At 69.6% G+C, this 21,994-nt stretch carries 19 protein-coding genes; 16 read left to right on the forward strand and 3 right to left on the reverse strand.

All coding sequences use genetic code 11. The features are described 5' to 3' along the window. Positions 1-73: 73 nt before the first annotated feature. Genes AC2DFQ_RS12680 through xylB form a run of 6 tightly spaced genes read left to right on the forward strand, consistent with a single transcriptional unit; the run spans position 74 to position 6,999 of the window. Entirely contained in the window at positions 74-1,096 is a 1,023-nt protein-coding gene (locus AC2DFQ_RS12680) for an autoinducer 2 ABC transporter substrate-binding protein (protein WP_484507709.1), read from the forward strand. Positions 1,097-1,144: 48 nt separating this feature from the next. Beyond that, positions 1,145-2,719 carry a sugar ABC transporter ATP-binding protein gene (locus tag AC2DFQ_RS12685; RefSeq protein ID WP_484534143.1) on the forward strand — a complete coding sequence of 525 codons (1,575 nt, stop codon included), beginning with the start codon at positions 1,145-1,147 and terminating at the stop codon, positions 2,717-2,719. Then, complete coding sequence (locus tag AC2DFQ_RS12690) at positions 2,716-3,702, forward strand: ABC transporter permease (protein WP_484534144.1); 987 nt, start codon at positions 2,716-2,718, stop codon at positions 3,700-3,702. Before AC2DFQ_RS12685 ends, AC2DFQ_RS12690 begins: the two co-directional genes overlap by 4 nt. Before the next feature lie 38 nt (positions 3,703-3,740). Continuing rightward, the gene (locus AC2DFQ_RS12695) at positions 3,741-4,865 is read left to right on the forward strand and encodes an ABC transporter permease (RefSeq protein WP_484534145.1); all 1,125 of its coding nucleotides are present in this window, start codon (positions 3,741-3,743) and stop codon (positions 4,863-4,865) included. Further along, complete coding sequence (locus AC2DFQ_RS12700) at positions 4,846-5,472, forward strand: SIS domain-containing protein (RefSeq protein WP_484534146.1); 627 nt, start codon at positions 4,846-4,848, stop codon at positions 5,470-5,472. Before AC2DFQ_RS12695 ends, AC2DFQ_RS12700 begins: the two co-directional genes overlap by 20 nt. A 27-nt stretch (positions 5,473-5,499) precedes the next feature. Continuing rightward, positions 5,500-6,999: a xylulokinase gene (gene xylB / locus AC2DFQ_RS12705; RefSeq protein ID WP_484534147.1), complete on the forward strand. Its 1,500-nt coding sequence runs from the start codon at positions 5,500-5,502 to the stop codon at positions 6,997-6,999. Positions 7,000-7,208: 209 nt separating this feature from the next. Here xylB and AC2DFQ_RS12710 read toward each other — a convergent pair whose 3' ends face one another. Continuing rightward, positions 7,209-8,399 carry a Fic family protein gene (locus tag AC2DFQ_RS12710; RefSeq protein WP_484534148.1) on the reverse strand — a complete coding sequence of 397 codons (1,191 nt, stop codon included), beginning with the start codon at positions 8,397-8,399 and terminating at the stop codon, positions 7,209-7,211. A gap of 199 nt (positions 8,400-8,598) precedes the next feature. Between AC2DFQ_RS12710 and AC2DFQ_RS12715 the strand changes: the two genes are divergently transcribed. Genes AC2DFQ_RS12715 through AC2DFQ_RS12745 form a run of 7 tightly spaced genes read left to right on the forward strand, consistent with a single transcriptional unit; the run spans position 8,599 to position 16,726 of the window. After that, positions 8,599-9,471: an N-acyl homoserine lactonase family protein gene (locus AC2DFQ_RS12715; protein ID WP_484507716.1), complete on the forward strand. Its 873-nt coding sequence runs from the start codon at positions 8,599-8,601 to the stop codon at positions 9,469-9,471. Positions 9,472-9,521: 50 nt separating this feature from the next. Further along, positions 9,522-10,514: a sugar ABC transporter substrate-binding protein gene (locus AC2DFQ_RS12720; protein WP_484507717.1), complete on the forward strand. Its 993-nt coding sequence runs from the start codon at positions 9,522-9,524 to the stop codon at positions 10,512-10,514. Then, positions 10,514-12,082, forward strand: a complete 1,569-nt coding sequence (locus AC2DFQ_RS12725) for a sugar ABC transporter ATP-binding protein (RefSeq protein WP_484534149.1) — start codon at positions 10,514-10,516, stop codon at positions 12,080-12,082. Before AC2DFQ_RS12720 ends, AC2DFQ_RS12725 begins: the two co-directional genes overlap by 1 nt. Then, entirely contained in the window at positions 12,079-13,122 is a 1,044-nt protein-coding gene (locus tag AC2DFQ_RS12730) for an ABC transporter permease (protein ID WP_484534150.1), read from the forward strand. Before AC2DFQ_RS12725 ends, AC2DFQ_RS12730 begins: the two co-directional genes overlap by 4 nt. 31 nt (positions 13,123-13,153) lie before the next feature. Next, entirely contained in the window at positions 13,154-14,659 is a 1,506-nt protein-coding gene (locus tag AC2DFQ_RS12735) for an FGGY-family carbohydrate kinase (RefSeq protein WP_484534151.1), read from the forward strand. Continuing rightward, positions 14,656-16,293, forward strand: a complete 1,638-nt coding sequence (locus AC2DFQ_RS12740) for a fucose isomerase (protein ID WP_484534152.1) — start codon at positions 14,656-14,658, stop codon at positions 16,291-16,293. Before AC2DFQ_RS12735 ends, AC2DFQ_RS12740 begins: the two co-directional genes overlap by 4 nt. 7 nt (positions 16,294-16,300) lie before the next feature. Next, positions 16,301-16,726 carry an RbsD/FucU domain-containing protein gene (locus AC2DFQ_RS12745; RefSeq protein WP_484534153.1) on the forward strand — a complete coding sequence of 142 codons (426 nt, stop codon included), beginning with the start codon at positions 16,301-16,303 and terminating at the stop codon, positions 16,724-16,726. Positions 16,727-16,909: 183 nt separating this feature from the next. Here the strand turns inward: AC2DFQ_RS12745 and AC2DFQ_RS12750 are convergent, their stop codons facing one another. Continuing rightward, positions 16,910-17,500: a hypothetical protein gene (locus AC2DFQ_RS12750; RefSeq protein ID WP_484507723.1), complete on the reverse strand. Its 591-nt coding sequence runs from the start codon at positions 17,498-17,500 to the stop codon at positions 16,910-16,912. Between the two features lie 181 nt (positions 17,501-17,681). Between AC2DFQ_RS12750 and AC2DFQ_RS12755 the strand changes: the two genes are divergently transcribed. Then, entirely contained in the window at positions 17,682-18,887 is a 1,206-nt protein-coding gene (locus AC2DFQ_RS12755) for a glycosyltransferase (protein WP_484507724.1), read from the forward strand. A 3-nt stretch (positions 18,888-18,890) separates the two neighbouring features. Beyond that, positions 18,891-20,114: a glycosyltransferase gene (locus tag AC2DFQ_RS12760; RefSeq protein ID WP_484534154.1), complete on the forward strand. Its 1,224-nt coding sequence runs from the start codon at positions 18,891-18,893 to the stop codon at positions 20,112-20,114. Here AC2DFQ_RS12760 and AC2DFQ_RS12765 read toward each other — a convergent pair. Continuing rightward, positions 20,101-20,586, reverse strand: coding sequence for a hypothetical protein (locus tag AC2DFQ_RS12765; protein ID WP_484507726.1), 486 nt, complete (start codon positions 20,584-20,586; stop codon positions 20,101-20,103). The two genes, AC2DFQ_RS12760 and AC2DFQ_RS12765, sit on opposite strands and share 14 nt — an antisense overlap. 253 nt (positions 20,587-20,839) lie before the next feature. Between AC2DFQ_RS12765 and AC2DFQ_RS12770 the strand changes: the two genes are divergently transcribed. After that, positions 20,840-21,853, forward strand: a complete 1,014-nt coding sequence (locus AC2DFQ_RS12770) for a GlxA family transcriptional regulator (RefSeq protein WP_484534155.1) — start codon at positions 20,840-20,842, stop codon at positions 21,851-21,853. The last annotated feature ends 141 nt before the right edge of the window (positions 21,854-21,994 follow it).

Raw genomic sequence — 21,994 nt, forward strand, 5'->3', positions numbered from 1 at the left:
CCGATCCGCGGGGCAATGCCCCGCAGGTTTCGCTGCGCCCGCAGCGCAACCGCGCCTCGAAAGGAAACCCACAATGACTCGCTTTAGTGCAAAGACGCTCTGCGGTCTCGCCGTCGTCTCGGCGCTCGCCCTCACCGGCTGCGCCGGTGGTGCGGGCACGACCGCCTCCGACTCGTCCGATGCCTCCGATAACGTCACCGTCGCGATCGTCCCCAAGATCCAGGGCGTCCCCTTCGCCGACGCACTCAAGCGCGGCGCGGAGGATGCCGCGAGTGAGTTCGGATTCACCTCCAACTTCACCGGTCCCACTGCCGCCGACCCGGCCGCGCAGGCCGATGTCGTCCGCTCGCTCGTGCAGCAGGGCGCGAACGCCATCGTGGTCGCGCCGAACGACCCCGACTCCATGGGTCCGGTCCTCAAGGAGGCCAGCGAGCGGGATGTGGCAGTCGGCACGGTCGACACCGACGCGCCCGACTCGGTGCGGTCGGTGTTCGTCAACCAGGCGTCCTCCGAGGCGATCGGTCACGCGCTGGCTGAGCAGGTGTTGACTCCCATGGGCGGAACCGGCGAGCTGGCCATCGTCTCGTGCGGAAAGACGGCGGCGAACCTCAATTCCTGGATCGCTGAGCTCGAGGAGTACGTCGCGGCGGAATACCCCGACGCGACCATCGTCGACGTGGTCTACGCGGACGAGGATGAGACCAAGGCCGTGTCCATGGCGAAGGATCTGATCAACGCGCACCCCGACCTCACCGGGCTGGTCGGAATGTGCACGCCGACGGCCCCCGGGGTCGCCCGCGCCGTCCAGGAGACCGGCAACATCGGCAAGATCTTCACCACGGGCGTCGGTACGCCGAACTCCATGGCGCCGTACCTGGAGGACGGCTCCTCGAGCGCGTCGGTGCTGTGGGACGTGGAGAACCTCGGCTACCTCGCAGCCTGGGCCGGGTACACGCTGGCAACGGGCGGCGAGATCGCCGCCGAGAACGAGGTCGGCCGCATCGGCACCGTCGTCTTCAATGAGGACACCGGCGAGCTCCTGCTCGGCGACCCCCTCATCCTCACCACCGCGAACGTCGGCGACTTCGACTACTGAGCCGCCTGCGGGGCGGCCTCGGCCGCCCCGCATCCGGAGGGATACACGATGACAATCGATGCGGACGCGACCGTCGCCGAGGGCGACGCGACCCTGCTGCGCGCGGAGGGCCTCACCAAAGCGTATGGGGGAGTGCGCGCGCTCCGCGGCGTCGACTTCACGGTGGATCTCGGTGAGGTGCACGCGTTGGTGGGCGAGAACGGTGCCGGGAAGTCCACGCTCATAAAGATGCTCTCCGGAGTCGAGAGGCCCGACACCGGCATCATCACCGTGCGGGGCCAGCAGCTCACCGCGGGAAGTCCGAGCGCTTCGCTGGCTGCGGGGATATCGACCGTCTACCAGGAGCCGCACCTGTTCTCCGAACTCACGGTCGCGGAGAACCTTTTCCTCGGTCGCGAACTGCACCGCCCGGGGGGTCCCGTCCGGTGGGGCGAGCAGTTCGATGAGGCTGCGACTCTCCTCGACCAGATCGGACTCGACACCGCCCTGGCGCCGCGCCAGGTGGGCGATCTGAGTATCGGCGAACAGCAGCTCATCTCCATCGCGAAGGCGTTCGCGACCCGCGTGCGGGTGCTCATCCTGGACGAGCCCTCGGCGATTCTCGCGGATCACGACATCGAGACCCTCTTCGGTGTGGTGCGACGGATGCGGGATGCCGGCGTCGGGGTCATCTACATCTCGCACCGCCTCGACGAACTGGGCCAGATCGCTGATCGCGTGACCGTCATGCGGGACGGCGCTGTGGTCGAAAGCCGTCCGATGGCGGCTCTCACCACGCGCGCGATCGCGGAGCTGATGGTGGGCCGCGAACTCGAGGACGTCGACGCGGGTGTCCGCAGCACCGGGGGAGAGCCCGGGCTGGAGGTGAAGGGGTTGTCGGCCGGCCGGGCATTGCACTCGGCCGACCTGTCCGTGCGTCAGGGCGAGATCGTCGGCGTGTACGGCCTGATCGGGTCGGGTACCACCGAGCTAGCGCGCGCCCTCAACGGCGTCACGCCGGCGCGATCGGGCGAAATCCGCGTGCGCGGGTCCCGCCGCCGTATCGCCTCGCCTCGAGACGCGGCCAGGGCAGGCATTGCGATGCTGCCGGGAAATCGCAAGGTGCAGGGCGCCTTCCTCGATAAGTCGCTCACCTTCAATCTCACGGCCTCTCACCTGCGTCGGTTCTCCTTTCACGGGCTGTTCATGAGAACGGCGCGGGAGCGCGCGAGCGCCATCGACGCCATGCGCTCGCTCCGGGTCAAGGCGCCGCATCCGGAGACGCCGATCGGTGCGCTGTCCGGCGGAAACCAGCAGAAGGTCGTGCTCGCACGCCAACTCATCGGAAATCCCCACGTGCTGCTCCTCGAAGAGCCCTCGCAGGGGGTCGACATCGGTGCGAAAGGGGAGATCCATCGCCTGGTGCTCGAGCTTGCCCGGGCGGGCGCTGCCGTGCTCCTCATCTCCTCCGATCTGGACGAGGTGCGAACCCTCGCCGATCGCGTCCTGATCATGCGTCGCGGTGGGGTGGTGGCCGAGTTCGCGCGAGGCGCGTCGACCGCGCGCATCCTGGCAGCGGCATCCGGCGACGACACCGCCGAGGCGTCCCTGATCGCCCACCACTCCGAGGAGGTTCGGGGATGACCGCCGTCGCCACTGTGCGCCGCCGCCGCGCGCTGCCTCTGCTGCAGGGACAAGAACTCGTTCTCATCGGGGTTCTCGTGCTGCTGTGGGCGGTGCTGGCCGTTGCGACCGACACGTTCCTGACCGCCAACAACATCGGCGCGATTCTGTACCAGGTCGCGCCGATCGCGCTCATCGGCGTGGGCATGACGGCAGTCATGGTCACCGCCGGCATCGACGTGTCGGTGGGGAGCCAGATCGCGGTCGTCATGGTCGTACTGGCCAAGATGCTGCGCGACTTCGACGTACCGCTTCCCCTCGCCATCGTGGCAGGTGTGCTCGTCGGCGTCGCGCTGGGGAGCGTCAATGCCTTCCTGGTGACGGTGACTCGGATCCATCCGATCATCGTCACCTTCGGAACGCTCAACATCTTCCGCTTCGTGGCGCTGCAGATCTTCGGCGATCAGCAGGTCGATGGTGTCCCAGGCACGCTTGCGGTGATCGGCGGATCCAACACCGCCCGGCTGTTCGGCGTGCCGAACGCGTTCTGGATCATGATCGTCGCCGTCGCGATCGTCTGGGTGTACATGCGGTACTGGGCGGGCGGGCGTCACCTCTACGCGATCGGCGGCGACGCGCTGGCCGCACGGCTGGCGGGAGTGAAAGTGCGGCGGGCCACGGCGGGCGTCTACGTCCTCACCGGCGCCTGCGTGGGGATCGCCGGTGCCATCATGCTCGGCTCGGGCGGCCTGGTGCAGCAGAACATCGGAGCAGGACTCGAGCTGCAGGTGATCGCCGCTGTCGTCATCGGCGGCACGTCGGTGCTGGGCGGACGGGGCACGGTGCTGGGAACCCTCCTCGGTGCACTGCTCGTCGGCAGCGTCGGCAGCGCCGTCACCCACCTCGGGTGGCCGAGCGAGCTGTCCAACCTCTTCGTGGGCGCCTCCATCGTCATCGCCGTGGGTGTCGACCTCGCCCGCCAGAAGAGAAGGGCCCGCCTGTGAACGCGAGAACCGCTCCTTCACCGGACACGCGGATGCGCGTGCCCGCATCACAGCGGATCGCCGAGGTGGCGCGTGATCGCACCATGCTGCTGGTCCTCCTCACCGTCGCGATGCTGGTGACCTTCTCCCTGCTCGGTGCGAACGGCATGCTGCTGGGTCCCTTCACCGTGAGCTACCTGCTGAGTTCGTTGATCTCACTGGTTCCGCTCGCGCTGCTCGCGCTGGCGCAGACATTCGTGATCATCTCCGGCCGGTCGGGCATCGACCTGTCGGTCGGAGGGATGGTCTCCCTCGCCGGCATGATCTTCGCGGGTCTGGTGGGTCCGCTCGGATGGGACGTGCTCCCGGCTGCGGCTGTGACGGTCGCCGCGGGCGCGGTGTTCGGCGCCCTGAACGGCTGGCTCGTGGGCTACCTGGGCTTTCCGCCACTGATCGCGACGCTCGCCACCGCCTATGTCTTCGGCGCCGCCGCTCTGCTTATGACCGGCGGGGCGCCGATCTCCGGCGAGCGGGTCGCCGCAACGAACGCGCTCACGTCGAGCATCGATCTCGGCGCGCGGCTGTACCTGCCGATGCACGTGCTCACCATCCTGCTCCCGGCCGTCATCGTGACCTGGTTCGCGCTCTCGCGTTCGCCCTGGGGCCGCTCGCTGTACGCGGTGGGCACCAACGACACCGCCGCGCTCTACGCGACTCTGCCCGTCCGGCGCATCCGCGCCTCCGCCTATCTCGCGTCGGGCATGCTGTGCGGTCTGGCGGCGATCGTGAACGTCGCCCAGTTCGCGTCGGCGCGCCCCGATGCGGGAACGGCCGGCAACGGGCTCGCGCTCCCGGCGATCACGATCGCCGTGCTCGGAGGAGTCGCGATCCAAGGCGGCCGCGGGCGCATCAGCGGGACCGTCGTGGCGGCGCTGCTGGTCACGTGGCTCAACGCAGCCCTGCTCATCACCTTCCCCGGCTCGTCAGGGCCCCGTGCGCAGCTGCTCGCCCTCGGCGTCCTGCTGGTGGGAGCCGTGTACCTGAACTCGCTCCAGCTGAGGAAAGTCCCTCTCGCGCGGTGGACCAGGCGCCGCCCGCTTCCGCCTCCGGACGGGGTGGACCATCCCCCCGCCGATCCGCACCGAACGAACGAGGTTCCCTCCGATGCCCAGCATCAGCGCTGACGCGCTCGACATCGCCCGCGCTCTGATCCACGCCGAGGCCGACGCCGTCCGTTCGGTGGCGGATCAGGCGGACGCCAGTTTCGCCGCGGCGGTGGATCTTGCTCTGGCCACCAAGGGCAAGATCTTCGCCGTCGGTTCGGGCACGTCGGGGATGGTCGCGCGACGCCTCGCCCATCTGCTGTCGGTGTGCGGCAGCCCCGCAGTGTTCCTCCACCCGATGGATGCACTTCACGGCAGCTCGGGCGCGCTGAGCGAGGGCGACCTCGTGATCGCGATCTCGAAGGGCGGGCAGTCCGCTGAGATCAACGATCTGCTCGTCCTGGCCCGAGCGCGTGGCTGCAAGATCATCGCGCTGACCTCACAGGCCGGCTCGCCGATCGCGGCGCTCTCCGACGTCACCGTGCTGCTGCAGTCGCCGGCGGAGGCGGACCCGGGCGGCATCGTGGCCATGGGCAGCACCCTCGTCTCAGCGGCCTGGGGCGATGCGTTCGCCTACGTGCTGATGCATTACAACGGGTACAGCTGGAAAGAGGTGCTCGAGGCGCACCCTGCCGGGGCGGTCGGCCGAATCGCGACGGAGCCCGAAACGGTGCGCAAGCTGGCGTGAGCCGACCTCAGGACAGGGGAGACAACCATGGCAGTCGTCGCCGGCGTCGACAGTTCGACGCAGTCGTGCACGGTGGAGCTCAGGGACTCCGGGACGGGGCGACGCCTCGGTAGCGGGCGCGCTGCGCACCCCTCGAGCACCCCTCCCCGCAGTGAACAGGACCCCAGGCGGTGGTGGAGTGCGCTCGGCGAGGCGCTCCGCGCGGCGACGGACTCCGCAGGCGTGCGGGCCGATGAGATCGACGCGATGAGCATTGCGGGCCAATGTCATGGCCTGGTGCTCGTCGACGAGACCGGCGCCCCGCTGCGCGACGCGAAACTGTGGAATGACACCGAGTCGAGCGCCCAGGCCGACGCCATGGTGGCAGACCTCGGCATGGCGGAATGGGCGCGTGCCGTCGGCTCTGTGCCGACGGCGGCGTTCACCATCACCAAGCTGGCGTGGGTCGCGGCGCATGAGCCGCATCTCCTCCCGCGCGTGGCGCACGTGCTTCTGCCGCACGACTACCTCACCTTCCAGCTCACCGGTTCTGCCGTGACGGACCGTTCCGAGGCCTCGGGCACCGGTTATTACTCCGCGACCACCGGCCGCTGGAACATCGACCTTCTCCGCCGCTTCGTGTCCTCAGAGATCGCATGGGAGGCGCTGCTTCCCCGTGTGCTCGGTCCCGATGAAGCCGCCGGCACGGCCTCCTCTGCGGCGGCCCGCGCTCTGGGCCTGCGCCCCGACGTCGTCATCGGGCCGGGAGCGGGTGACACCCACGCCGGTGCGTTGGGCATGGGGATGCGCCTGGGTGACGTGGGATACAGCCTCGGGACGTCGGGCGTGGTGTTCGCCATGTCGGACGCGCCCATCCATGACCGCAGCGGCTGGGTGAACGGTGTCGCGGATGCGACGGGCGCCTACCTTCCCGTGATCTGCACGCTGAATGCGACGAAGGTCACCGACACCTTCGCGACGATCCTCGGAGTCGATCTCGACGGGCTCGGCCGGCTGGCCCTGGCCGCCCGTCCCACGCCCGACCGTCCGGTGCTGGCGGCGTACCTCGACGGTGAGCGTTCACCCGACCGGCCGTTCGCATCGGGGACGCTGCATGGCCTGACGACGAGCACCAGCCGCGAACAGGTCGCGCTGAGCGCCTTCGAAGGTGTCTTGCTGGGGCTGGTCCGTGGCCAGAGACTGCTCGAAGATCTGGGAGTCCCCACCGACGGTGACATCGTGTTGATGGGCGGCGGTGCCCGGGGAGAGGCGTACCGTCGCGTGCTCGCGGATCTCACCGGCCGGGACGTGATCACCAAGGACGCGCCCGAGGCGGTCGCTGCCGGAGCTGCGGTGCAGGCAGCTGCGGTGCTCGAGGGCCGGGACGTGGGAGAGGTGCGCGATGCGTGGACTCCCGGCCTTCTCACCCGTACCCACCCGCGGCCTGACGCCGTATCCGTCACGGGACGGTATCTCGCCGTCGCCGACTGGCGCGGTGGCGATCAGCCGAGACGGGAGCTGCCCTCGGAGCCACCGCCCCCCGCGTGAACATGGCCTCGCGAGCCCACACTCTCTCGACGCCTCGAGGATGTGCGCCCGGCGAGCGGGTAGCGCCGCGCGGCTCCTGCACCCGCGAGTGAACGGCTTCCCGCCGAACGGACGGGTAAACCGCGTCGGAAGGTCGTGCGCTCGACACGAACCCGTGCATTCGCGCCCCGCGGGAGGGGGGGGCAGGGAGGGCGCGGGCGACACCTACGTCAGCGTCGGCGGCGTGCGCGTTCCGCGAGCGCGTCCATGGCCTGCAGGACGTCGCGAGCCGCCCACGTCCGGTTCCGCCGCCCCGACCCGACCTGCGTGAGGATGCCGTCGTCCACCAGGCGGTCGATCGCGAGGAGGGCGTTCGGAGCCGTGACGCCGAGGTACGACACCGCCAGACGCGAGTTGATGACGGGCTGGCGTTCCAGCAACTCCATCAACCGGCGGGCCGCCGAGCCTTGACGTGATGTCGCGCGGTTCCGCCACGATGCGCGTACCGCGTCGAGGTCGTCCATGAGCACGCGACTGGAGGCGACCGCCGTATGGGCCGCGCTGGCGAACACGTCCACGATGGGATCGACGTGGCCCGCGCGGTACTTGGTGAGGGCGTCGAAGTACTCCGCGGTGTCCTGCAGCAGCCCGGCAGAGAGCGGGACGACCACGGCGCGCGTGACGTCTGCGCGGCGGAGCATCGCCTGCATCAGCGCCCGGCCCGTCCGGCCGTTCACCTCCAGGAAGGGGTGGATGGTCTCGTACTGCGCGTGGGCGATGGCGATCTGCGCGAGCGCCGGTACGTCCGTGCGGCGGATGAAGCCCACGAGGTCGGTCATGAGCTCGGCGACCCGGGACTGATGGGGCGGGACGAAGGAGGCACGTTGAGGTCCCAGCGAACCGCCGCCGATCCATACCTGCTGGTCCCGCCACCGCCCGCGACGGTCGGGCCGCGTGGAGGCCATGAGGGTCCGCTGGATCTGAACGATCGCGTCCTCGGTGAGAGATCCCGCGAGGCTGAGGGCCACCTCATCCGCCCGGACATGGGAGGCGATCTGCCGCGCGGCCGGTTCGAGGGACTCGTCGATACCGGCGAGCATGAGAGCGCCGGCGGACGCGGTGACGCGTTCGATCGCCGAGCTGGCCGTGCACTCGGCGCGCAGCAGAAGCGCCGGGAGGGCGGCATCCCGTCCGCCGAGTTCGGCGTCGAGCCGGATCAGGTCGCCGGTGGCGTCGAACGCGCGCGAGAGCGTGTCGGGTGCGATCGGCAGCGCGAGCGAGGAGACCGAGGGCGGCACGGACGCTCGGTAGGGACCGGACACGGCGCGATGCGGGCTGAAGGAGTCGCGGACATCCGCGGCCGGCTCCCACGTGCGTTCCTCGTACGAGACGGCTGGCCACGTCATAGTGCTCCCCGTCATGACTCCACACTACTGTTCTGAATACCTCCACATCCGATAATAAGGCGGCCGTTGCGATCGGCTCCGCCGGGTATCGACCTCATGCCGGGCGTTGTGGTCGGTCGTGACGAAAACGGCCGGTTTCCACTTTGACTCCCCCTCCTGCTGCTTCCTAGAGTCGCCAGGTCGGCCACTGGCGGCCGGGTGAGCGAGGGCTTCGATGACGTCGTACTCCCTGTGGATGCTGGAGTATTCGCACTGTCTGGAGCAGCCGATGGGGTGCATCTTCTACGGCGTGTGGGACGGCTCGACGCGCATGTTCGCGTACTCGTACGTCTACGTCGAAGGCGCCGGTCACAAGATCCTCGTCGACGTCGGCCACGACAACCGCGGCTCGAACAAGGCCTACAACGACGTGAACGACATCGTCGACTTCCAGGCCCCCGATGCGGTGCTCGCGAAGGTGGGCGTCAAGCCCGAGGACATCGACACCGTCATCCTCACGCACGCGCATTACGACCATGCCGGCGCGGCACGGTACTTCCCCAACGCGACCTTCTACCTGCAGCGCGTCGAGCTGGAGAGTTCGCGATGGGCACTGGAGAACGCCCACCTCTACGCCTCGATCATCGGTGCCCTCGACCCGGAGGATGTCTCGATGCTCGAGGAGATGGCCGCGGATGGGCGGCTGCGTCTCCTGGACGGACCCGTGGAGAACCTCTTTCCGGGCCTGCACATCCGCACCGCGTTGGACACCCACACCATGGGCGGGCAGTACGTCGTCGTGGACGACGGCGAGGACAGCTGGGTCATCACCGGTGACGCCCTGTACTCCTACGAGAACGCCGAAGGGATCGGCGGTTCCGGTGTGCCGGTGAACATCGGCTTCGGCGGGGGCAGCGGATGGCGAGGCCTCCAGATCATCGACGAGATGGCCCGCACGGCCCGCGACACCGACCGACTGGTGATCGTGCACGAATACGACACGTTCCGGCGACACCCGTCGCGGACGTACGAGGACGGCCTGAGCGTCGCCGAGCTTCTGCTCGCGTCGGGGGTCTCCTCGCGCATCACGGACCCGGACCCCTCATAGACGACTGGGCACCCGAGCCCAGATCATCCCCACCACCAAGAAGGAGAGAAATGCGCAAGAACAGAGCGGTTCTCGCTACAGCGCTGGGCGTCACGGCCCTGATGGCCCTGTCGGCCTGCAGTGTCCCGAGCGAATCGGGCAGCGAGCCTGAAGCCGGCGGCAACGGAAGCGACAGCACCCTGCTGGGCATCGTCACCATCAGTGCGACCGATGCCAACAACGCCCGCGTGATCGCAGGCGCCACCGAGGCGGCGGAGGAGGCCGGCTGGACCGTCGAGGTCGTGGATGCGGCAGGAAACGCCGATCAGGCCAACACGGCGATCCAGAACTTCGTGAACAAAGACGCCGGCATGATCTTCGACCTCGTGTTCCCCACGACGTCCCTGGGTGCGGGTCTGACGGCAGCGGAGCAGGCCGGCGTCCCGGTGGCGACGTGGGGCGGCGGCGACGGCACCGGAGTCGTCCTCACCGCGGGAGATGGAGCGCCCTTCGCCGAGCCGGCGACCCGGGCCCTCATCGAGTCGATGGAGGGCGAGGGCGAGGTCCTGGCCCTGACCTACCGCACCGGCCAGGTCTGCCGCGACCGCGAGGTGCTCTTCGATGAGATGCTCGCGGAGTCGGCGCCGGACATCACCGTGACCAAGAACGAGGTGAACATCCCCGGCTTCCTCCAGGACGGCGCACGTTACGCCAACGCCTGGATGGCCGCACACCCGGCAGGCAGCAAGAACCTGGCGGTCTGGGGATGCTGGGAGGACCCGACCCTCGGCGCCATCTCCTCCATCAAGCAGCAGGGGCGCACCGACATCCTGACCTATGGGATCAACGGCTCCAGCACCGCCATCAAGGCGGTTCAGGACGGCGAACTGACGGCGACGGTCTACGAGGACGCGTTCCTCGAGGGCCGCACGATGTTCGAGACCGTCCTCGCTGCGATCGAGTCGGAGGACTTCACCCCCCAGCGGATCGACGTCCCGGGCGTGCTGGTGACGTCGGAGAACATCGACGAGTTCCTCGAAGAGCACCCGGAAGCGCTCGATTGATGAGCGCATCCGTACTACCTCCCCGTGTCGCCGACGGGCGGCACGGGGAGTTCCCCCCGCTCCTGTCGGTGCGGGAGATCAGCAAGAGCTTCGGAGGCGTGCAGGCGCTCGCCGGCGTCAGCTTCGACATCCGCCCGGGCGTCGTTCACGGATTGATCGGCGCGAACGGTGCAGGCAAGTCCACGCTGATCAAGTGCCTCGCCGGCATCGAGACGCCCGACTCCGGGGAGATCCTTCTCGAGGGCGAGCCGGTGCGCATCGTGACGCCCGATGACGCGTCCGCTCGGGGGCTGGCATTCATCCATCAGGAGATGAGTCTCATCCCCGGCTGGAGCGTGCTGCGGAACATGATGCTCGGTCAGAAGCCGCCCACCACGGTGGGGCTGATCGACTGGCGCCCCGCTCGCGAACGCGCCCGCCGGGTCGCTGAGCGCCTCGGCATGCGCTTCAGCATCTCCGCGAACGTCGACGACCTGAGCACCGCCGACCAGTGGCTCGTCCTCATCGGGCGGGCGCTGATGCGGGACGCGCGCCTGATCGCCATGGATGAGCCGACGGCGTCCCTCTCGGCGGAGGAAGCCACCCGCCTGCACGCGATCATCCGCGAGCTGGCCGCGTCGGGGACGGCGGTCGTCTTCGTGTCGCACCGACTGGACGAAGTCAGCGAGCTCTGCGATGACGTCACCGTCTTCAAGGACGGCGCCGTCACCCGGCGCACCGTCGCCGAACGCTCCTCCAAGGCCGACCTCGTGCGCGCCATCGTCGGCCGCGACATCGAGATCGCGGAGCACGGGCACGAGCCTGCGCCCACCGGCTCGCCCGTGCTGGAGGTGACGGGCGTCAGTGACGCCCGTCTCGTGCGGGGGGTGTCTCTGACGGTGCATGCGGGAGAGGTCGTCGGGCTGGGCGGGCTCGTCGGCGCAGGACGAACCGAGGTCGCACGTCTCATCTACGGCGAGGCCGCACGCACGGCCGGCTCGATCCGTCTGAACGGCCGTGAGGTGCGGTTCCGGGAGCCGGCCGACGCCGTGCGCGCGGGAATCGGCCTCGTGCCGGAGGAGCGTCGCTCGGAAAGCCTCTTCCTCGACCGTTCCATCGACTTCAACATCAACGTGGCCAAGCTCGCCGGCCTCCGCTGGTCGCGGGTGTGGCCGCTGCTCCGGCTGAGGGCAGGGCGCAAGCGCGCCCAGGCCATCGCCCGGGAGGTCACCGTCAAGGCGCGCGACGTCAGTGACCCGGTGGGCTCCCTGTCCGGAGGCAACCAGCAGAAGGTGGCCATCGCACGATGGCTGCTCGATCAGCCGCGCCTGCTGATCCTCGACGAACCCTCCCGCGGCGTGGATGTGGGCGCCCGCGCGGAGGTGCACCGTGTCGTCCGTGAGCTCGCGGCGCGCGGGACCGCGGTGCTGGCCATCTCCTCAGATAACGAAGAACTCGTGGGTCTGTGCGACCGGGTCCTGGTGATGGCAGAAGGCCGCATCACGGGCGAACTCGTCGGACCGGCGATCACGACCGATCGCCTCCTCTCGCTCAGCTTCGAGCGGGAGAACGGAAAGGACGCAGCATGACCTCGACCACAGCCGACCCGGCGGCGCAGCCGACCGGCTCCAGCCCGGTGGCGCCGGCGCCGAAACCCCTTCGCGCGAAGAGCCGCGCGGGCAACGTGGCGCTCCTGATCGTCTCCAAGTACGGCACGCTCATCGCGATGGCGCTGATGGTGATCATCTTCGCCCTCCTCGTGCCCAACGGGGCGTTCCTGAGCCCCAACAACCTGCTCAGCATCGTCAACCAGTCCGCCCTGACCGCGATCATCGCCTGCGGCCTGACGATGGTGCTCGTCGTGGGGGAGTTCGACCTGAGCGTCGGATACGCCGCGAGCCTTGCCGGCGTGCTGGTGACGGGACTGATCGCCAATCAGGGCCTTCCACTGATCCTCGCCATCCTCGTCACCCTGATGGTGGGCGGCGGAATCGGCGCGGTGAACGGTGTGCTGGTGACCAAAGCCCGGGTCAACGCCGTCGTCGCGACCCTCGGTGTCGGGACGATCCTGACCGGCCTCGCGTTCGGATACACGGCGGGGTCTCCGATCACGCAGGTTCCGGTCGAGTTCACCTGGATCACGCTGGCGCGTTTCCTGGGCATTCAGAACCCGATCTGGTTCATGGCAGCGGTCGTGGCCCTCCTGTGGATCATCCTCAACCGCACGGCGTCGGGTCAGCGCATTCAGGCGGTGGGGGCCAACACCAAGGCGGCACGCCTGGCAGGCATCCGCACGGACCGGTCGAAGATCACCGCGTTCGTGATCGCGGGCGTCTGCGCCGCCATCACCGGCATCCTCCTCGCCTCGATCCTCGGAAGCGGCACCGTCAGCGCCGCCGACGGCTACCTCATGGACTCCTTCGCCGCCGTCTTCCTCGGCTCCGCCACGCTCCGCGACGGAGAGTTCCACATCGTCGGAACCCTCATCGGGGTCCTCGTGGTCAGCGTCGGCTTCAACGGCCTTGCCCTGCTGGGAACTCCGACGTTCTGGCAGTTCATCTTCAAGGGCGGAATCCTCGTTCTCGCCGTGGCGCTGTCCACCGTCGCCCGAAGATACGCCCGCGCCTGAACTCGCCCCGCCATCGAAAGGATCCACGGCAATGACCGCTGTCTCCTGCGTCCTCGGGGTGGATGTCGGCACATCCAGCAGCAAGGGTGTGCTCGTGGACATCCACTCCGGCGACGTCCTTGCGTCGCAGTCGATCGCGCACGCCGTCTCACGGCCGCGCCCCGGCTGGGTCGAGATGGACGGGGAGGTGTGGTGGGAGGAATTCGTCGCCCTCGCGCGATCACTGTCGGCGGCCGTCCCGCACGCGACCATCCGGGCCGTGGGGGTCAGCGGTATGGGCCCCTGCGTTCTGCTCACCGGCGACGACGGACGCCCCGTGCGGCCGGCCATCCTGTACGGCGTCGACACGCGCGCAACGGCGCAGATCGAACGGATGACGCGCGAGCTCGGTGAGGAACGGATCACTGCGGTGGGCGGCTCGGCGTTGACCACGCAGGCCGGGGGTCCCAAGATCGTGTGGGTCGCCGACGAGGAGCCCGCGATCTCCGCCCGCGCGCGCCGGCTCTTCATGCCGGCGTCGTGGCTCAGTCATCACCTGACGGGGGCGTACGTCCTCGACCACCAATCGGCGAGCCAGATGACGCCGCTCTATGACATAGAGAGTGCCGCCTGGTACGAGCCGTGGTGGGAACGGTACGCCGCCGGAATCCAGATGCCCGATCTCGCCTGGGCGGGCGACATCGTCGGGCGCGTGACCGCGGCGGCATCCGAGACGACCGGACTCCCCGCCGGCGTACCGGTGATCGCGGGGAGCATCGATGCCTGGACGGAGGCGGTGAGTGTCGGCGCGCACGGCGACGGCGATCTGATGCTGATGTACGGCACGACGATGTTCCTCATCGCCACGGGCACGCAGACGCTGCGGACGCCGTCGATGTGGACCACGGCGGGCGCGTTCCCCGGATCACGCAACCTCGCCGGTGGCCTCGCGACCTCCGGCGCGCTCACCGGGTGGTTGGCGGACCTCACCGGCGCCGACTATCCGGTCCTCCTTGCCGAGGCAGAGGAGTCCGGCCCGGGTGCGCGGGGCCTGCTCACGTTGCCGTATTTCGCGGGTGAGCGCACGCCGATCCTCGACCCGGATGCGCGCGGCGTGATCGCCGGTCTCACCCTGGGCCACGGCCGCGGTGACCTGTACCGGTCGGCGTTGGAGGCGACGGCGTTCGGCGTGCGCCACAACGTGGAGACGATGCGGGCGGCCGGTGCGGACGTTCGCCGGGTCGTCGCCGTAGGCGGAGGGACGCAAGGCGCCCTGTGGCTGCAGATCGTCTCCGACGTGACCGGCCTCGTCCAAGAAGTTCCGCGTACGACGGTCGGCGCGAGCTTCGGGGCGGCCTTCCTCGCCGCGACCGCGGTATCCGACTCGCCCCCCGACATCAACCTGTGGAACCCCGTCGTGTCCACGGTCCACCCAGACCCCACGGTGGGGGGCCTGTACGACGGCCTCTTCGCCGACTACCTCGACCTCTACTCAGCGACGACACCCGTCGTCCACACTCTCGCTGCCCGACAGCGAACGGAAGGATCCCCCTCGTGAGCACCTACACGTTGCCCGCTCCCCTCATCCGCCCCCAGGCTGCGCCGCAGACGGCGTACCTGATTGCGAGCGGCGATCTGCGTGAATCCGCGAACGTCGCCGGCTGGGCGACTCAGGTCGAACTGGAGGCCGGCGTCACCGGCGTCCTCAACGATCTCGGTTGGGCTGTCGTGCGCGCGAACGAGGTCGACCCGGCCACGGGGCACGGGTTCATCTCGAGTCAGCGGATGGGGCTGGACGTGTTCACGCGGATCCCCGTGGACGCCCCCCTCATTGTCGCCGAGGCGGTGTGGCAGTACTCGCACCACGTTCTGGCCGGACTGCGCACCCACCGAGGCCCGATTCTCACCGTCGCGAACTTCGCCGGCGACTGGCCGGGACTCGTCGGGCTGCTGGGGCTCAACGCCGGCCTCACCAAGATGGGGAAGGACTACGCGACCATCTGGTCGGTGGATTTCACCGACGAGTGGTTCGTTCGAGGCATCCAAGAGTGGACGCAGACCGGTCGCATCACCCACGATGCCTCCCACGTGCGGTCGCTTCCGCCGCTCCCGGACTCGCCCGAGACCGAGCTCGGGCGGGCACTGGGCGACCAGCTGCTCGCCGAGAAAGCGATCATCGGCGTGTTCGACGAGGGCTGCATGGGCATGTACAACGCCATCTTCGACGACGAGCTGCTGAACCCCACCGGGATCTACAAGGAGAGGCTGTCCCAGTCGGCGCTGTACGCGGAGATGCTGCGCGTTCCCGACAGCGAGGCCGACGACGCATTCGACTGGCTGCTCTCGCGGGGGATGACGTTCCGGCTGGGAACGGACGAAGCCACCGAGCTCACCCGCGAACAGGTGCAGTGGCAGCTCAAGATGTACATCGCCGCGCTGCGGATGGCGGATGACTTCGGCTTGGATGCGGTGGGCATCCAGTACCAGCAGGGCCTGAAAGACCTGGTTCCGGCGTCCGACCTCGCCGAGGGCCTCCTCAACTCCACGGAGCGGCCGCCGGTATTCTCACGCGATGGCGAGCGGGAACTCTTCGCCGCCCGCGCTCTGCCTCACTTCAACGAGGCCGATGAGGGCGTCGCCGTCGACGCGCTCGTGACCGACCGGGTGTGGACCGCGATGGGCCTCGTGCCCGATAACACCCTCCACGACGTCCGCTGGGGTGAGGATTACGACGGCCGCTTCGTGTGGGTGTACGAGATCTCCGGCTCGGTGCCGGGCTCCCACCTCGGGGGATGGGACCGGGCCGAAGGCTGGCGCCAGGACCCCGTGTTCTTCCCCGCCGGAGGCTCGACCGTGAACGGCGTGTCCAAGCCGGGGGAGCTGGTCCTCTCGCGCGTGTTCATCGCCGAAGGGGTGCTGCAGGCCGACATCTTCCGGGGTACCGCCATCGAGCTCCCGGCCGCGGAGACCGAGAGACGCAAGCGCGCCACCAACCCCGAGTGGCCGATCGCTCATGTCGTCCTCCACGACGTCTCCCGCGACCAGTTCATGGCGCGGCACAAGGCGAACCACGCGCAGGTCGTCTACGCACCGGATGCGGAGACCGCCGATAAGGCGCTTCTGGCCAAGGCCGCCATGTTCGACCGGATGGGCATCGTCGTGAACCTCGTCGGTCGAGTGGCCGGAATCTGAGGCCGGCATGCTCTTCGGCATAGATCCGCTTCTCAGCGGCGACCTCCTTCGCCACCTCGACCACATGGGCCATTCCGACCTCGTGGTCATCACGGATGCCCACTTCCCCGCATTCCGGCTCGGCCGTGCGGTCGTGGAGGTCGCCGCCGACGTGCCGCGCGTGACGCGGGCCATCCGCACGGTCCTCACGCTGGACGACCTGGATCCGGTCACGCTCATGCGCTCGGGGGAGACGTGGAACGCCGCCCAGGAGGAGATCATCGCGGCGGCCGACGTCGCGGAGGGCGCGGCCCGCGCCGTGGACCGCTTCGAGTTCTACGAGATCGCGGCATCCGCGCACCTCGTCGTGCGCTGCGCCGAGACCCGGACCTTCGCCAACGCGATCCTGAGCAAGGGGGTCATCCCGGCGTACGCGGATGCGCTGGGGCGCTAGCCCGACGCGCCTCCGTCCCGCGGATGCGGCATGGCGTGCGGATGCGGCCCTCCGCGGGTTGCTCATCCCGACGAGTGAACGGCTTCCCGCCGAACGGACGGGTAAACCGCGCGGGAAGGTCGTGCACTGGACACGAGCCCGTGCATTCGCGCCCCGGAGGGAGGGGGGGAGGGGGGCGGGGGGTCAGGGGTCGAGGCGGAGGATGGTTGCGGATTCGTCGAGCGACAGGTCTTCGACGACCCGGAGTGATCGCGCGATCGCGTCGACCGCGCCGAGCACCGTGCCGACGCGCTCGCGATCGGAGCACACGGCCGTGAGCGACACGAAGGACGTGCCGGTGTCCCACGTGTAGCTCGCGAAGGGCGGCGTGCGGGGGTCGCTGGGGAGGTCCATCACCAGCTTCTCGCCCACGCCCAGGTGCGGGTTGCGGAAGTCTTCCGTGTCGTCGTACTCCATGGGCATCGAGGCGCGCGCTGCCCGCAGCTGCGGGGTCGCCTCCTGCACCTGCGCCATGGCCACGAGCAGCTCAGGGTCTTCCTTCCACACCCACACGAGAACCCGCCCGTCGGCGCGGCGGAGGAGGAGAGGCGCCGCCTGGCTCATGGCCCACGCCAGGAATCCGCTCCCCGGCCGGTCGCCCGCCCCGATCGCGCGTCCGGCCTGGCTCAGGAGCATCCGGATGGCCGCCTTGCGATGCCGGCGCCCCCGAAACCCGAGGGATCCGGTCACGGGCACCCACAGGGCGGGATCGGCGTCGGCCTGCAATCGCGGCATGCCCCCAGGCTATGCCGCGCCGGGCATTTCGGCGTGAGTGTCCGCCGGCACGGCCGGGGATGCCGCGGCGCAACGCCGCCGAGGGCTTCCCGGGCTGGAGAAACGGCCTCGGGTACAGTGGCTGTGCGCATGCACCGCACAGTGCGACCCGCCCCGCCGCACAGATTGGCAGCCACCGGCCGTGACCACCCCTGCGACGCCTGACATTTCCGACGCCGCGCGCCCCCTCACCATCGTGGTGGGCTGCGATACCTTCTCGCCCGACATCAACGGCGCCGCCCGCTTCGCCGAGCGCCTCTCGGCAGGCCTCGTCGAACGCGGCCACGACGTGCACGTCATGGCCCCGAACCTCGCCTACCGCAGGGCGCGGCCGCAGACCGAGGTGATCGAGGGTCAGCCGATGACGCTGCACCGGCTGCCGTCGGTGCGATGGCCTCCCCACGACTGGCTGCGGTTCGTGTGGCCGTGGCGCACCAAGCACTATGCGCGAAAGGTCCTGGACACCGTCAAACCCGACGTCGTCCACATCCAGTCGCACATCGTCATCGGCCGGGGCCTCGCGCGCGAAGCCCGCAAGCGCGGCATCCCCATCGTCGCCACCAACCACGTGATGGCCGAGAACATCATCGACTTCACGACGCTCCCCGACGCGCTCAACAACGTCGTGGTGAAGCTGGCGTGGGCCGACGCCAAGCGCACGTTCGACCTCACGCGGGCGGTGACCACGCCCACGCGCAACGCCGCAGACTTCCTCGAGAAGACGATCGACATCACCGGCGTCATCCCGGTCAGCTGCGGCATCGACCGGCGCAACTACACCGCCGACCTCACGCCGCGCGAGGAGAACCGGGTCCTGTTCGTGGGCCGGCTCACGACGGAGAAGGGCATCGACGTTCTGCTGAAGGCGTTCGCGCGCCTCGATTCGTCGCTGGCCGCCACGCTCGACATCGTCGGCGGCGGCGACCAGCGCAAGAACCTCGAGCAGCTCGCCGAGCAGCTCGGGATCGCCGATCGCGTCACCTTCCACGGACACGCCTCCGACGAAGATCTCCGCGCCCTCTACACGCGGGCCACGGTCTTCGCGATCGCGTCGATCGCCGAACTGCAGTCCATCGCGACGATGGAGGCGATGGCGTCAGGGCTGCCGGTGGTGGCGGCCAACGCCGTGGCGCTCCCGCACCTCGTGCACGACGGCGAGAACGGCTATCTCTTCGAGCCGGGAAACGTCGAGGAGATGGCGGCGCGGCTCACCGACGTGCTCACCGCGACGCCGGAGGAGCACCTGCGGATGCAGCAGGCGTCTCTCGACGGCGTCATCGTGCACGACATCGAGCGCACCCTCGACACCTTCGAGGCGCTGTACCGCGGCACTCCGCTGCCGGAGTAGCCCGTGCACGTCGTGATGTTCGGCGACCAGCACGTCGAGTCATCCGGCGGCGCGCAGGTGTCGATGCGGCTGCAGCGCCGGTACCTGGAGCGCGCCGGCCACACCGTGACCATCGTCGCCCCGCGGATGCACGCGCGCCGGCCGGGTCCCGACCACGACCCCGCCTACGTCGACCTCCCCTCGGTGCCCGTCACGGTGGACAGGGAGTACTCGATGAGCCTGCCCGGCCCGCGGACGGATCAGGTCGTGGATGCGGCGCTGGCGGCCCGGCCGCCCGTGGATGTGGTGCACGTCCAGGCGGATTTCTGGGGCGCGCTGATCGGGCACCGCTTCGCCCGCCGGCACGCCCTCCCCGTGGTGCACACCATGCACAACCGCGTCGACGTCGGCATCGCGGCGGTCGCGCCGGCCCCCGCCCTGGTGCTGCGGGTGCTCAACGGCTGGGCACGGCGGATGCTGCGCGTGAACTCCCACGCGACCGGCTTCGGACGGGACGGGTGGGCGTACCTGCGGCTCCTCGCGGCGGCGTCGGATGCGGTGACGGCTCCCTCGGCGCATTTCGCCCGCAGGCTCGAGGCGCACGACGTGTACCCGTCCGTCGACGTGGTGTGGAACGGCATCGACGATGACGTGCTCGACGCCGCTCTCGCCACCCCTCCCGCCGAACGGATCCCAGGACCCCCGCGGCTGGTGTGGGTCGGGCGGATGAGCGCCGAGAAGCGCCTCCTGCCGTTCCTCGACGCGCTCGCCGTGTCGGGAATCGTCGCCGACGTGGAGGTCATCGGTGGCGGCGGCCAGGCCCGCGCGGCCCGCCGGCTCGTGCGCCGACGCCGCCCGGCAGCATCCGTCGCCTTTCCCGGGCGCCTGTCGTACCCCGACACCCTGAAGCGGATCGCCGCAGCGGATGCGGTGGTGCAGTCCTCCGTCGGATTCGAGACGCAGGGCATGACCGTGTTCGAAGCTGCATCGCTGGGAACTCACGCCATCGTGTGCGACCCCGACATCGCGGGCGAGCTGGGATCGGGCATCTGGTCGGTGCCGGATGCATCGACCGCGGCGCTCGCCGCCGTGCTGCGCCGCGCGTCCCGTGACATCGTCGAGGGAAGGCCGGAGGTGCCCGATCCGCGTATCGCGGAGCTGTTCCGCCAGTCGTCGCGGACGGCGGCGATGGTGGAGATCTACGAGCGGGTCGCGAAGCGGCGGTCGGCGGCGGTCACATCAGGCTGAGCACCGCGGGGTAGATGACGCCCCACACGATCGCCGACACGAGGGTGGCGACGCCGATGCCGGCGCCGATACCGGCGAGAGCGTGGGGGCGGCCCCGCTGGGCCAGCCCGAGGATGCCGAAGACGATCGCGACCAGGGCGATCAGGCCGTCGATCAGCGTGCTCACGCCGCTCGCGATCTCGAGCGCCTGGTAGTCCTCGCGGCCGATCGCCGCCGCCTGCACGGCCACCTGCACGATGGTGGAGAGGATCAGGAAGCCGCCCGCGAGGATCGAGACGAGGCCGAACGGGTTGCCCGGCCGATCCGGTGCGGGCAGCGGGGGTCCGGCGGAGGCGTAGGGGGCGCCGGCGGGGTGCTGCCCGGGGGTCGGGGAGCGGGCGCCGGGAGGCGGCGCGGGAGGACCGGCATATCCGGGGGCGGGGTGCTGGGGTACCGGACCGGGGGGCGGCGGTGAAGCGGGGGGAGTGGTCACGGTTCCTCGTTCCTCGGGAGCCCCGATTCTACGAAGCCCCGACCGGCGGTGTCACGCTCGCGATGGATCGGTGGGGGCAGCCCGGTATCCGTCGTGGGAGACGGTGACGATCGTTGCGACGATCGCTGTGGTGGCGAGAGCGGTGACAACGATGAGGAGGAACATGGCAGAAAGGCTATGGTTGCGCTTATCCTGCCACCACGGGCAGGATGGCCATACCTCAGAGGATTTCTGCCAAGCACTCGGGAGCGCCATGAAGACCGTCGCAGTGATCGTCCAGGACGGATTCGCCCCCTTCGAGTTCGGTGTCGCGTGCGAAGCGTTCGGGCTCGACCGCTCGGACGACGGGGTGCCCGCCTTCGACTTCCGCGTCGTGACGCCGGTGGTCGGCCCGGTGAAGTCCAAGCTCGGCTTCTCGATCAACGTCGAGAACGACCTGTCGTTCGCGTACGAGGCCGACCTCGTGGTGGTCTCCCCGATCCCTCGCGAATACTGGGCGCACAGCGACGAGCGGGTGCTCGACGTGGTCCGCCAGGCGGCTGATCGCGGCGCGTGGCTGCTGAGCGTCTGCAGCGGCTCGTTCATCCTCGCTGCCGCCGGGGTGCTGGCCGGTCGCCGGGCGACCACGCACTGGATGTACGCGGAGACCATGGCGGTGATGTATCCCGACATCGAGGTCGACCCCGACGTGCTGTACGTGCAGGACGGGCGCATCATCACCAGCGCGGGAACGGCCGCCGGGCTCGACGCGTGCCTGCACCTCCTGCGCCTGGAGATCGGCGCCGAGCTGACCAACAAGATCGCCCGTCGCATGGTCGTCCCCCCGCAGCGCGACGGCGGTCAGGCGCAGTTCATCGACCGGCCGATGCCGGTCGCCGCCTCTCTGTCGTTGGCTCCGGTGACGGATTGGATGCTGGAGCATCTGCGCGCCGACCTCTCCGTCGAGCAGCTCGCGGCCCAGGCGCACATGTCTCCGCGCACCTTCGCGCGCCGCTTCAAGGCCGAGTTCGGTGCGACCCCGGCCGCGTGGCTCGCGCGGCAGCGCATCATCCAGGCCCAGCGGCTTCTCGAGACCACCGATCTCGGCCTCGATCGGGTCGCGGATGAGAGCGGCTTCGGTTCCGCCGCCGTCCTGCGGCAGAACTTCTCCCGCACCCTGGGCGTCACCCCGACCGCCTACCGTGGGCGGTTCAGCTGCCTCCCGGCGGCGGGGCCCGCCGCATCCGCCGCCGATGCCCGCGACGCCGAGCTCGTGACGGTCGCTTGACCGCTCGTCTCGTCTCTCCGGGCGGGGCCGGGCGGGGCCGCCCCGAACGCGGCGCGGTGCGGCCGGGCTGGCGGAGGTCCGACCCGGGTGATAAACTTGAGTCAATAACGCTCAAGTTTACGAGCACCACAAGTTTCAGGA

The organism is Microbacterium sp. Z11_20, assembly GCF_057197605.1.